Consider the following 12,382-nt stretch of genomic DNA (forward strand, 5'->3'; position numbering starts at 1 on the left):
GAAAGAGGGGAAAAATACCATCGGAAAGAGCTGAAAAACATGGACTTGTCCCTATTTCACCATAAAAAAGAAAAGGACTATTCAAATCCTTTTCTTTTATTGATTTTATGCGATTTATTTGTTTAATTTTCTCTTTGCAAATGGTAGCAAACCAAGAAGGAGACCAACAAATCCTAGCGATGCGACTGCTGAAGCATCTTGGCTTCCTGTATTTGGAAGGAGTTGCTCATCTATTGCTGCAGGCGCTTTGTAGGTACGATCTTGTTCAGTTCCAAGAGTAGGGTTTGTAGCCAAAGGAGCTACACTGCCAGTGTATTCTGGAACTTCATTTACTGCAGGTTCAATCTTTTCAGCATAGGCTGGAATAGTAGCCACTGCCGGAGTACCTGTTTCTGCATAAACTGGAACATTCGCTACAGCTGGGACGCCACTTTCGCCATAGGCTGGAACGTTTGCTACAGCTGGAGTGCCACTTTCGCCATAGGCTGGGAGTTCATTTACAACAGCTTCTACCGCATTTACACCTTTGTTGTATTCTGGCAACTCTGCAGTTGCAGCTTCTACTGCGTTCACCCCACCTTTAAAGTCTTCAATTTCAAGAACAGCTGACATGACACTACTTAGAATCTTAATAGCATCCTCATAGTCTACTAAAGCTTGTTGCAAGTCTTTTACTTGACTATTCTTGTCACCAGAAACTTGTAAACTTGATAATTGCGCCTTAATCTTAGCAACTTGCTCTTCTAATTTACTTAGCTCAAGTTTTTTCGCATCACTATTTTCTTCTGCTGCTTCCTTATCTGCTGCTGCAAGTTTAGCTTGGTCTTGACTTGAGAAATCTTCTTGGCTCATCGCTTCGGCTGGTGTTACCTTATCGCTGTCTTCTGCTAAGAAATCATCTAACAAGTCTGACGCTTCGATGTCACCTTCTTCAAGGGCTTTCAGGATAGCATCTTTGCCAATCTCTTCTTTAGCTTCTTTGATCGCTGCTTCCTTATCAGTGATAGTGGCATCCTTGTTGATATCGTCGATGGTTGATTTTTCGATTTTTTCTAAGGTAGCGATTAAATCTGAGCGAACTTTGGCTGCCTCTTCCGCTGCTTCCTTGTCGGCTGCAGTGAGTTTAGCTTGGTCTTCATCTGTGAATTCTGATACAGGTTCAGCTACTGTTTTGTGCTCGCTCGTATCTGCTGGCCAGTCTACAATAACATCACCACTCTCCAAATCCTCATCTGCGATAGCCTTCAAAAGATCTTCTTTACCAATCTCTTCTTTGGCTTCTTTGATAGCCGCTTCTTTATCGGTGATTGAAGCGTCTTTTTTAATATCTTCAATTACAGCATTTTCAAGAGATTCTAGGGCTTGAACCAAAGCATCTGTCGCTTGAGACACTTGTTCTTTTGCATCTTTTTCAGCCTGATCTAGTAGAGCCTTCTCCTCGGTAGATAATTTTTTATTAGTTTGAACTTCAGGATCTGTTACCACTGCCTTATCTTCTGCACCTTCTGGCAATTCAGCGATGATATTATCTAAGCTAAGCTCTCCAGACTCAAGAGTATCTGAAATATACATCTTACCAATATATTCCTTCACAGCTTCAGCTGCATCCTCTTTGTCCTCTATTGCTTCCTTATCCTCAATATCACTGATAGCCTGTTCCTCAAGTTCATCCAAAGCCTTCATCAACTCTTCTTTGGTCATCTTAGCTGGATTTGTCGCGTTAGGATTAGCTGGGCTAGCGTTTTCTGATTCCTTTTCGGTTTGAGCAACGCTCTCCCCTTCTGTTCCAGCTTGTGGTTGTGCAGGAGCAACTGCCTGCTCTTCTACTTTCCCTTCATCTGCCTTAACTACTGAAGGCTGTGAAACGAGTACACTAGCACCCAATACAGCTGCGCTTGCTAAACTTGTTAAAATAACTTTCTTCTTGTCCATTAGACAAAGCCTCTTTTATAGTTTTTAATATTATTATATTATACTATTTAAAGAACGTCAACTAATTCGATATCAATTTTAAAATTTTATGACCAAGAAGAAAGCTTGTATGATGTTTAAAAAACACTTCCTATTCTTACCCCATTACTGTCGAGTCTGTAGCCATCCACAGTGGTATTCACTGCTAAAGCCCCTGAAGCATTAACGTAGTAATACTTTCCTCCTACTTGGAACCACTGGCTAGACTTCATAGCCCCTGAACTCTCCAAATAATACCATGTTCCATTTTCCTTGAGCCATCCCGTCTGCATCTCACCTGAAGCCTTTAGATAATACCAGTGAGAGCCATCCTTAATCCAGCCAGTTGACATGGCCCCATTTTCTTTTAAATGATACCAATTGTCGTTAACTTTTTTCCAGCCTATCACTAGCTTACCATTCTCTCGGTAATACCAACTCCCTCCTTCTTTTTTCCAGCCTTTCTCTGTATTGCTTAACTCTGCATACTGCACATATCTTCTAGCACCACTGTAGGATAGATAGCCGAGCCACTTATAACCATCCTTTTCAAGAACTTGATCATAACTCACACTCTCACCAGCATAATAGTAATCAATAACCTGTCCTGTACTTGACGGTTGGTCCATAATCGGCGATTTCCCCGTGAATACTATTGTCCCTCTGGACGGAAGCTCTGAGTTACGAGAACCCTCACTCACACTATGGGTAGCGGATAAATCCCTGAAATGAATAAAACCTGTCATCGAACTAGCCTTGACTTTTCGACGGTTATACTTTTCTCGAACCCCATAGTTATACTCTTCGATTTCAATCGTATCCCCTGATACATTTGATACCCAGGCCACGTGCCCATAATAACCTTCTGTCGACCAAGCAATAGCTCCAACTTCTGGCTTAGTATCCACACGGTAGCCTTCTCGCCTTGCACGATGTCCCCATTCATTCGCATTTCCGTAAGCAGGAGGAATCTCAAAGCCATTTACACTACTCAAACGAAAGGCCGCAAAAGAGGTACACTGGCGAGAATACATCCGCCACTGATCGATTTCAACACTACCATTTTTGTAGTGAAGCGGATAGTCATCTCCACGCGCTACACTATCAGCTTGAACCGATTCTCCACCAAACAAAAAGGTACTTGTAACAAACAAAGTAGCCAGCCCTACACTCAACTGAGTACATCTACTCTTCTTAACTCCTGATTTAAAAAACGTCATTCATTCTCCTTAATAATATATATTTCCGAGGTTACCCTCGTTTATACTATTCGGGAGAAAAAGAAAAAAGTGAGCAAAGCTCACCTCATTTTAGGATTCTTGGTCTAGATAGCGAATCAAGTTCTTTTCTGTCAAGATATCTGAGTAGGTGAAGGATTCAACATAGACATTAGCTTGTTTATCTCCCTCAACATCCCCAAATTCAACGATAAATAGAGATGGATAAACCTCAATTAGCTTACCCAATCTATTTTTTTGGCGCTTACGGCCATTTTCCAAAGTCATTTCAACGACTTGTCCCTCATGTGCCTTGATTTCTTCTTTGATTTTTTTCATCTTGGCTACATCTGTAAATGCATCTGACATCTTATGCCTCCCTCTTTGAAATACTTGAAAATTTATTGTATTCTTTTTGGAAAATCAATTCCACCGTTCCGCGAGCTCCACTACGGTTTTTCTCGATGATAACCTCAACCTTATTATTTGGAATTCCTTCCTCTTCTTCACCCGCACGATCGTAGTAGTCGTCACGGTATAGAAAAGCTACGATATCCGCATCCTGCTCGATAGAACCCGATTCACGAATATCAGACAAGACTGGTCTCTTATCCTGACGCTGTTCCACTCCACGAGATAACTGACTAAGAGCAATGACTGGAACTTTCAATTCCTTGGCTAGAATTTTTAACTGACGAGAAATTTCAGAAACTTCTTGTTGGCGGTTCTCACGACCAGTCCCTGTAATAAGCTGTAGGTAGTCTATCAAAATCAATCCTAGATTGCCCGTTTCTTGAGCCAGTTTGCGTGACCGCGAACGAATTTCCGTGATCCGAATCCCTGGCGTATCATCGATATAGATACTCGCGTTGGCTAGGTTCCCTTGAGCAATGGTATACTTTTGCCACTCCTCATCAGTCAATTGACCCGTTCGGATAGAATGGGACTCCACCAAGCCTTCTGCCGCCAACATACGGTCTACTAGACTTTCCGCACCCATTTCCAGTGAAAAGATAGCAACCGTCTTATCCAACTTGGTACCGATGTTCTGAGCAATATTTAAGGCAAAGGCTGTCTTACCAACCGCTGGACGCGCCGCTAGGATAATCAGCTCCTCCTCGTGGAGACCTGTCGTCATATGGTCCAAATCACGGTAACCCGTTGCAATACCAGTGATATCCGTTGTTTGTTGTGACCGAACTTCTAGGTTCCCAAAGTTGATATTTAGAATATCTCGGATGTTCTTGAACCCACTACGATTGGCGTTTTCGCTAACATCAATAAGCCCCTTTTCAGCCTGAGCGATGATTTCATCTGCAGGCTTAGAAGCTTCATAGGCTTGGTTGACAGACTCTGTCAACTTGGAAATCAAGCGACGTAGCATGGCCTTTTCGGCTACGATTTTAGCATAATATTCCGCATTAGCTGAGGTTGGTACAGAGTTGACAATTTCGACAAGATAGGACAGGCCGCCAATATTTTGGAGATCCCCTTGACTATCCAAAATCGTCCGAACTGTAGTCGCATCAATTGCTTCCCCACGATCCGACAAATCTACCATCGCTTGGAAAATCAATCGATGAGCATACTTAAAGAAGTCACGAGAATCAATGTATTCTCGGACAAAAACGAGCTTACTCTCATCTATAAAAATAGCCCCCAAAACAGATTGTTCTGCTAAAATATCCTGAGGTTGAACTCGCAGTTCCTCTACTTCTGCCATCCGACTTTCCTTCCTTTTACAATCTTGTCAAGAAGTTGTAAACTTAGCCTTCTTTTACACGAAGATTGATGACACTTGTAACATCTTGATAGATCTTCACTGGTACATCAATCAAACCTACTGCTCGAATTGGTGCTTGCACTTGAATATTGCGTTTGTCAATCTTAATACCAAACTGCTTTTGCAATTCTTCTGCAATTTTCTTGTTAGTGATGGAACCAAATGTACGGCCATCTGGTCCAACCTTTTCAACAAACTCTACAACTGTTTCTTCTGCCTCAAGCTTAGCCTTGATGGCTTTTGCTTCAGCAATCATTTCAGCATGAGCCTTTTCTTCTGATTTTTGTTTTCCACGCAACTCACCCACTGCTTGAGCAGTTGCTTCCTTGGCCAAATTCTTTTTAATCAGGAAGTTTTGAGCGTAGCCAGTTGGCATTTCCTTAATTTCGCCTTTCTTCCCTTTTCCTTTAACATCTGCTAAAAAGATTACTTTCATTCTTCTTTCTCCTTTTCCTTTAGTTCTTCCAAGATTAGTTGAGTCAATTTTTCTCCCGCTTCCGACAAACTCATATCCTCGATTTGCGCAGCTGCTAGATTAAAGTGACCTCCACCACCCAGCTCTTCCATAATGCGTTGCACATTGATTTTACTACGACTTCGAGCCGAGATAGAGATAAATCCTTGTGTATTTTTTGCCAGAACGAAACTAGCCTCAATGCCGGACATAGCTAACATAGCATCAGCAGCCTTACTAATAACAACGGTGTCATAAGTGGTTGAGTCCTTAGCTTGGGCAATCAAGATATCTGAACCTAACTTACGACCTTGTAAAATGAGTTCATTTACCTCACGATACTCTTCAAAATCTGTCGCAGCAATCTCCTGAATAGCAATACTGTCACTTCCCCGTGTTCTCAGGTAGCTAGCCACATCAAAGGTTCGGCTCGTCACGCGAGATGTGAAATTCTTGGTATCCAGCATCATACCAGCCATCAAAACACTGGCCTGCATACGACTCAAACGATTTTTCTTAGAATTTTGGAACTGAATCAATTCTGTGACCAGCTCACTGGCACTACTTGCTCCACTTTCAATATAGGTGATGACTGCATTCTCAGGGAAATCCTGATCACGTCTATGATGGTCAATAACAATAGTTTGAGTGAACAAATCATAAAAATCTTTTGACAAGGTTAAAGCCGTCTTGGAATGATCCACCAGAATCAATAATGAACGGTTTGTAACTAGCTTCATCGCATCTGTAAGAGATAAAAGTTTCGTGACATCTTCCTTCTTCAAGAACTGAATAGCACGTTCGATATCTGCTGGCATATGGTCTGTATCGTAGACAGCATAACTGTTCTCAATAATATTACTTGCAAACAACTGCATACCAACAGCAGAGCCCAAAGCATCCATATCTAGATTTTTATGACCGACTACAAAAACTTGGTCAACACTTCGAATCTTATCAGAAATGGCTGTCATCATGGCTCTCGTACGTGTACGAGTACGTTTGATAGACGCAGCAGTTCCTCCACCGAAGTAGACTGGATTCTTGGTCTCATCATTTTCCTTGACCACCACCTGGTCACCACCGCGAACTTCTGCTAAGTTCAAGTTGAGCAAGGCAATTTTTCCTATCTCTTCATGATTTCCATCACCATAAGAAAATCCCATACTTAAGGTTAGGGCCAGTTGCCTCTGTTTTGATTCTTCTCGGAAACTATCAATAACAGAGAATTTATCATTCATCAATTCCTCGAGTACTGTGTAATCTGTGAATAAATAAAAACGATCCATCCCCACACGGCGAGAAAACATAGCATACTTACTAGCAAATTCTGAAACAAAATTAGCTACAAAGCTATTGATATGGCTGATATCAGAGTCAGACGTCGCATCCTCCAAATCATCGTAATTATCCACTGAGATGACCCCAATGACTGGACGACTAGTTACCAATTCGACAGTCGCTTCGTACTCCCCAGAAACATCAAAGAAATACAAAACACCCGAAGCCTTGTCCATATGAACAGCATATCGTGTTTCGCCCAAGGTAGCATACGAACCAGGATTCCCAACAGAAGCCTTGATGATGGTTTGAATTAATTCAACATCAATTTCCCCTTCTTCATTCGTCAAAATCAGCTCAGCATAGGGATTAAACCATTCCACTTCGCCACTAGATAAGTCTAATTTCAGGACTCCCACCGGCATTTGATCAAGCAAAGTACTCAAGCTATTTTCAGCTTGATGATTTACGTATTGGATTTGTTCAATTTCGCTCTTTTCATACTGTTTTTTTTGCCAGACAAATAAAAGCAGATAAAGAAGTACAAATAAAAACAAGACACTGATTGTTACAACATTATTTTGTGAAAAAATAATCAGCATTGTTAAGGTTCCGAAAGTTGCAATCCCTAGTAGAATCGCAGAATTCGGAGTTAAATTATTTTTTTTCATTCTAAACCTCTTGCGCATTATTATATCACAAATGCCCTTAAAAAGCGACCTTTAAAGAGAAAGCACTGCTTTTATTATAGTAAGATACTCTTAAAGAAACCATACATAAAAAAGGAGAGCAAATGCCTCGCTCTCCTTTTTCCACATCAGTGCAGAATCTTCCGCCTAGATTACATTATTCACCTAATTCTAGTCGAATGTCTTGTAGGCGCTCTTGCGCCTGTTTCACAATTGATTCTAAAATAGACTTACATGGTTTGATGTCTTTCACCAAACCTGCAATTTGTCCGCTCATCATTGAACCATGAACTGTATCACCTTCATAGACAGCCTTAGATAGGGAACCGATCGTAATTTCTTCCAGTTCCTCTCGGTTTGTACCTTTCTGCTCTAATTCAATATAGTGATCTGTCATCTCATTGCGAATACAACGAACTGGCGCTCCCGCAATGCGACCTGTAACCGCAGTCGCTGTATCACTTGCCGCCAAAATAGCTTCTTTATAGGCTGGAGAAATTGGACATTCTTCTGAAGCAAGAAAAACTGTTCCCATTTGAACTCCTTGTGCACCTAGGGCAATCGCAGCAGCCAGCCCTCGGCCATCTGCCACACCTCCGGCAGCAATGACCGGAATTGATACCGCATCAACGATTTGCGGGATAAGAGCCATTGTATTGGTCTCTCCGATATGCCCACCAGCTTCTGAACCCTCAGCGATTACAGCATCAACTCCCAATTCTTCCATTTTTTGAGCATGCTTGACACTGGCAATAACTGGAATAACCTTGATTCCTGCTTCTTTCAAGTAAGGCATGATATGCTTAGGTGTTCCTGCACCTGTAGTTACCACCGGAACCTTTTCTTCGATGATAACAGTCACAATATCCTTGATGTTTTTCATCATCAACATAATGTTGACACCAAAAGGCTTATCTGTCAACTTTCTCAATTCACGAATTTCTTCTCGCAACTGCTCTCCAGTCATACCACCTGACGCAATAATTCCTAATCCTCCAGCCTCAGAAACAGCTGCTGCTAGTTGATAGTGGGAGATTTGAGCCATGGCCCCTTGGAAAATTGGATATTGAATCTGTAAAAGTTTTGTAATTGACATATGAGTCCTCCTTTTATTTTCTGTTGATTCTTGTTGGCAAATGGATGCATAGTGCACCAATATCCCCGTCAACAAGAAAATGTTACATTTGTCTCCTCATATTCTGCTATCCTAAAAAGTCTGGCTTACGATCCTGCTCATCTGTAAAAGGAATAAGTGGGGGGCGAGAACGTAGAACATAATCTACCAACTCCTTCCCTTCCTTATCAAACTCTACCACCGCGAAAAATTGATCATGATAAAAGAAAAACTTGTAATGATTCTCAAAAGCCTGACGCAACCATTTCTCTTTGGCTAAAATGGATTTCATAGGATAATCATCAACTGCTGGAACCCAGAGAGGATTTCGATGAACATGTGATAACATCAAATCCCCCATGTGGATCATCGTATCTTTCCCCTGTTTGAGCAAGATAATACTGTGGCCATTGCTGTGACCACTTGTGTGAATCATTTGGATTTCTGGAATGACATTGATATACTCTGAGAAAGTCGTCACCTGATCTTGAATCGGTTCCCAATTCTCTCTCAGATAAGTTCCTCGTGTTCGATTATTAGGGTTTCTCATCTCATACCATTCGACATCATTCACAATAATCTTAGCGTTTGGATACTTGGAAACCAACTCTCCTTGATCATTCACACGCGTCAAGCCACCAGAATGATCATGATGCATATGTGTCATCAGCACGATGTCAATATCTTCAGGCGATAGTCCTAAAAGAGATAAACTTTCTTCTACCCGACTTTCAGTTAAGATTCCTAAGTTGCGCCTTTGTTTATCAGATAATTTTGCTGTATCAAAACTTGCATCTATCAAGTAATTTTTACCCTTGTACTGGATCAAAATAGGATCCGTCAATTCTGCCATCATATTAGCATCATTTGTTGGGTAGTAACGAGACCACACAACTTTCGGAACCGGACCAAAAAGAGTCCCTGCATCCGTCAATTTATCGGCTCCACGTAGCCATGTCAGTTTCATATCATGAAATTGATATTCCTGTAAGGTGAGTTCTGCCATGCTTTACTCCTTTATCCATTGGGCTGCTATTCTTTTACGAATCGAATCCCCAGATTTTCCATAGATTTCAATCGTTTTGGCATCCTTTAGATAACGGTCTATGGGGATGTCATCCAAGGTTTGAAGAGGTCCAATTAATCTAATAATTTCCTCAGAAATCTCAATTGCTACTTTTGTCGTATAAAGTTTTATCTGAGATACAAAGAGAGAATCCGCCTTCATCCTATCCTTGTAGGAAGCAAAGTAAGATTCAGCCGCACACAGCTTAGTATACAAGTCTGCGAATTGATGTTGATAGACTGTCGCATCGATTAATGGTTTCCCAAATCTTCTTTTGACCTTTACAAAAGCCAGACCTGTTTCAAAAGCTCCCTCAGAGATACCAATAGAGATTGCGCTTAATCCTAGCTGTAATTTTTTGATAATATCATTTAACTGAGTTTCCCCATTTAGCGTCAATCCTAGCAGACTATCTTCTGGCAATATGACCTGATCAAAAGTTACCGAATTCACAGGCAAACCCTGTAAACCAGGTTTTGCAATATCATCTCCAAAAGCAACTCCCGGTCGAGTCGTATCAACAATGAAAAATCCGTATCCATCTTCTCCGTTAGCTTCCTGAACCTTGGCTAAGATTAACAAAATATCTGTATAGCGGCAATTTGATACAATTGACTTCTTCCCAGTTAAAGACCAACCTGTTTCTGTTTTCCTTGCAGTTGTTGCAATAACCTCCAAGCTGTCCATCAATTTTCCTTCAGAAAATCCCAAGCCAGCTAAGATTTCTCCCCTTACTAATGGTTCTACATAACGCGATTTTTGTTCCTGACTCCCATATCGTAAAATAGGATAGATACCATAACATGCCTGAGTTAGTAGAACAGCAGAAAAAGCAGGAAAATCTTTTGAAATCAAGCGAATAAAGGTTAAAAACTCGGTTCTCAAAACAGAATCTTGACTATCTAAAAGCAAGGAAAAGATATCAAATTGCTCAATAAACTGATAAAGCAATTCTCTAGGGAACTGTTGTTCATCCTCATGAGACTTAAGATAGTCCCGAATCAACACTTTCACATCTGCCTTCAATTCTCGTGCCAGCACGTCATTATAGGTCATCGCATTCACCTCATCTTAGTTGTCAGAAAACGGTTGGTAATAATCTTTCAACAATTCTTCATACACATAAGACTCTACTTCATTGTAGGAGTTTTTATAGGGTCTACAAAACCAAATATTAAATGGAATCGGATCCTTGAATCTAACCGCCTTAAAACGACTCTTATCCACAAAATATTCAACCGGCCTTGGCAAAAGGGCAATCAAATCTGTCTGATGAGTTGATTCAACTAGGAAGTCCCAAGTAGAGGAAAGATAAGCAAATTTAGCCTCAATTCGTTGTGAACGAAGTTTTTCTGTCACTAAATCATAAGTCGTAAATGTTTTGTTGAAGGTTGCCAATTCATAACCAGCAATATCAGACCATTCCAACAAGCTTTTCTGAGCTAGCGGATGATCCTTATCCATATAAGCAACGTATTCATCCAATTGAATGATATGTTGTTCATATTTTTTAGCATCCAGGCTCGTAGGCTCTATCAGAATAGAGAGATTCAAATCTCCATCAACCATTTTTTGACGAATTTCCTTCCCTCCACCTTCCGTAACCTGGATATGGATATGAGGATTATTTTTCAGAAAATGAGGCAAGGCACTAGCAAAATAAACTCGTAAAATCAAGGACGGAATACCAAAATTAATGGTGCCTTTTTGCTTTTGAGCTTCTATATGGATCATGGAAAGCATTTCTTCGTGTCGATTCACAATCTCGGTCGCATAACGATAAATTTTGCGTCCCGCCTCTGTTAAACTTTCTAATCTTCCATTCTTGCGATTGAATAATTGAACCCCTTCAGCTGCTTCAAAATTTGTCACGAATTGACTCAAGGCTGATTGACTAATGTGAATCTTCTTTGCAGCAATGGAAAGGTTGCATCCGCATTCTATGATATTGATGAAATAGTTCATTTGGATAATATCCACTTACCCATCACCTAGCTTTCCTTCACTATTTTAGTAAGTCAATTAGACAACTATTCTAGTGTTTGATAGTTGTCTACTGACTTTTTATCGAAATAACATTTCGAATACTTCATTTTAACGTTGTATATAAAGCGCTTACAATACTATCTAGTTTATATCATAACACAATAAGTAGAAAATAGCTCTTTTTTTGCTTAAATCGGCATTGTTTTTAGGTCTTCTGAGACAATGACTTCCCCAGCTGTTTTTTCAAGAACTTCTTCTAATGTCACACCAGGAGCCAACTCTTTCAATAAGAATTTACCATCTTTGAATCCAAAAACAGCTAAATCAGTAATAACGAGATCTAACACTCCCTTAGCTGAAAGTGGCAAGGTACATTCTTTCAACAACTTAGATTCCCCATCAGCAGTTGTATGTTGGATAGCCCCGATTACGCGCTTAGCTCCTACCAATAAGTCCATTGCGCCACCCATACCAGGAGCAAATTTCCCTGGGATAATCCAGTTCGCAATGCTTCCATCTTGACTGACTTCAAGAGCTCCAAGAACGGTTGCATCCACGTGTCCACCACGAATAATGGCAAAGGAAGTTTGTAGATCAAACAAGGCTGCTCCTGGCAACAATGTAATAGGAGCTCCACCAGAGTTCGCTAAATTGGCATTATAGTTGTCCTTGGTAGGTGTTTCCCCAAATCGAAGAGCGCCATTTTCTGCCTGTAAAATAACATTTACACCTTCAGGAATGTAATCAGCAGAGGCATTTGGAATCCCAAAACCAAGATTGACCACATCTCCATCTTTAAATTCAAGTGCTACACGTCTTGCGATAATCTCTTTTGCTTTCAT

General features: G+C 40.7%; 11 protein-coding genes. All 11 read right to left on the reverse strand.

Translation table 11 applies throughout. The features are described 5' to 3' along the window. Positions 1–114 precede the first annotated feature (114 nt). Positions 115–1,932: an SIALI-17 repeat-containing surface protein gene (locus KZX55_RS05680; protein ID WP_248025577.1), complete on the reverse strand. Its 1,818-nt coding sequence runs from the start codon at positions 1,930–1,932 to the stop codon at positions 115–117. A 116-nt stretch (positions 1,933–2,048) separates the two neighbouring features. After that, the gene (locus KZX55_RS05685; RefSeq protein WP_248025579.1) at positions 2,049–3,170 is read right to left on the reverse strand and encodes a CHAP domain-containing protein; all 1,122 of its coding nucleotides are present in this window, start codon (positions 3,168–3,170) and stop codon (positions 2,049–2,051) included. A gap of 90 nt (positions 3,171–3,260) precedes the next feature. Beyond that, a complete protein-coding gene (locus KZX55_RS05690; protein ID WP_001278166.1) occupies positions 3,261–3,536 on the reverse strand; it encodes a Veg family protein in 276 nt (91 codons plus the stop codon). A gap of 1 nt (position 3,537) precedes the next feature. Then, on the reverse strand, positions 3,538–4,890 hold the full coding sequence (gene dnaB, locus KZX55_RS05695) for a replicative DNA helicase (protein ID WP_000852476.1): 1,353 nt from the start codon (positions 4,888–4,890) through the stop codon (positions 3,538–3,540). Between the two features lie 43 nt (positions 4,891–4,933). Continuing rightward, complete coding sequence (rplI, locus tag KZX55_RS05700) at positions 4,934–5,386, reverse strand: 50S ribosomal protein L9 (RefSeq protein ID WP_000864201.1); 453 nt, start codon at positions 5,384–5,386, stop codon at positions 4,934–4,936. After that, positions 5,383–7,356, reverse strand: coding sequence for a DHH family phosphoesterase (locus KZX55_RS05705; protein WP_248025581.1), 1,974 nt, complete (start codon positions 7,354–7,356; stop codon positions 5,383–5,385). The genes rplI and KZX55_RS05705 overlap by 4 nt, the downstream gene beginning before the upstream one ends. Positions 7,357–7,531: 175 nt before the next feature. Then, positions 7,532–8,512 carry a nitronate monooxygenase gene (locus KZX55_RS05710; RefSeq protein WP_256283325.1) on the reverse strand — a complete coding sequence of 327 codons (981 nt, stop codon included), beginning with the start codon at positions 8,510–8,512 and terminating at the stop codon, positions 7,532–7,534. A 64-nt stretch (positions 8,513–8,576) separates the two neighbouring features. After that, complete coding sequence (locus KZX55_RS05715; protein ID WP_000829422.1) at positions 8,577–9,494, reverse strand: MBL fold metallo-hydrolase; 918 nt, start codon at positions 9,492–9,494, stop codon at positions 8,577–8,579. A gap of 3 nt (positions 9,495–9,497) precedes the next feature. Continuing rightward, positions 9,498–10,610, reverse strand: a complete 1,113-nt coding sequence (locus KZX55_RS05720; protein ID WP_000221883.1) for an acyl-CoA dehydrogenase family protein — start codon at positions 10,608–10,610, stop codon at positions 9,498–9,500. A 15-nt stretch (positions 10,611–10,625) separates the two neighbouring features. Beyond that, positions 10,626–11,534: a LysR family transcriptional regulator gene (locus tag KZX55_RS05725; protein ID WP_000351428.1), complete on the reverse strand. Its 909-nt coding sequence runs from the start codon at positions 11,532–11,534 to the stop codon at positions 10,626–10,628. A 194-nt stretch (positions 11,535–11,728) separates the two neighbouring features. Next, complete coding sequence (locus KZX55_RS05730) at positions 11,729–12,382, reverse strand: 3-oxoacid CoA-transferase subunit B (RefSeq protein WP_248025582.1); 654 nt, start codon at positions 12,380–12,382, stop codon at positions 11,729–11,731.

It is taken from the genome of Streptococcus halitosis (assembly GCF_023147855.1).
In the GTDB taxonomy this organism is placed as follows: domain Bacteria; phylum Bacillota; class Bacilli; order Lactobacillales; family Streptococcaceae; genus Streptococcus; species Streptococcus halitosis_B.

What these genes read in the sequence shown, in the direction of transcription:
- KZX55_RS05730 (WP_248025582.1), bottom strand. Translation starts at nt 12,382, where the DNA reads ATGAAAGCAAAAGAGATTATCGCAAGACGTGTAGCACTTGAATTTAAA.
- KZX55_RS05690 (WP_001278166.1), bottom strand. Translation starts at nt 3,536, where the DNA reads ATGTCAGATGCATTTACAGATGTAGCCAAGATGAAAAAAATCAAAGAA.
- KZX55_RS05680 (WP_248025577.1), bottom strand. Translation starts at nt 1,932, where the DNA reads ATGGACAAGAAGAAAGTTATTTTAACAAGTTTAGCAAGCGCAGCTGTA.
- rplI (WP_000864201.1), bottom strand. Translation starts at nt 5,386, where the DNA reads ATGAAAGTAATCTTTTTAGCAGATGTTAAAGGAAAAGGGAAGAAAGGC.
- KZX55_RS05715 (WP_000829422.1), bottom strand. Translation starts at nt 9,494, where the DNA reads ATGGCAGAACTCACCTTACAGGAATATCAATTTCATGATATGAAACTG.
- dnaB (WP_000852476.1), bottom strand. Translation starts at nt 4,890, where the DNA reads ATGGCAGAAGTAGAGGAACTGCGAGTTCAACCTCAGGATATTTTAGCA.
- KZX55_RS05685 (WP_248025579.1), bottom strand. Translation starts at nt 3,170, where the DNA reads ATGACGTTTTTTAAATCAGGAGTTAAGAAGAGTAGATGTACTCAGTTG.
- KZX55_RS05705 (WP_248025581.1), bottom strand. Translation starts at nt 7,356, where the DNA reads ATGAAAAAAAATAATTTAACTCCGAATTCTGCGATTCTACTAGGGATT.
- KZX55_RS05720 (WP_000221883.1), bottom strand. Translation starts at nt 10,610, where the DNA reads ATGACCTATAATGACGTGCTGGCACGAGAATTGAAGGCAGATGTGAAA.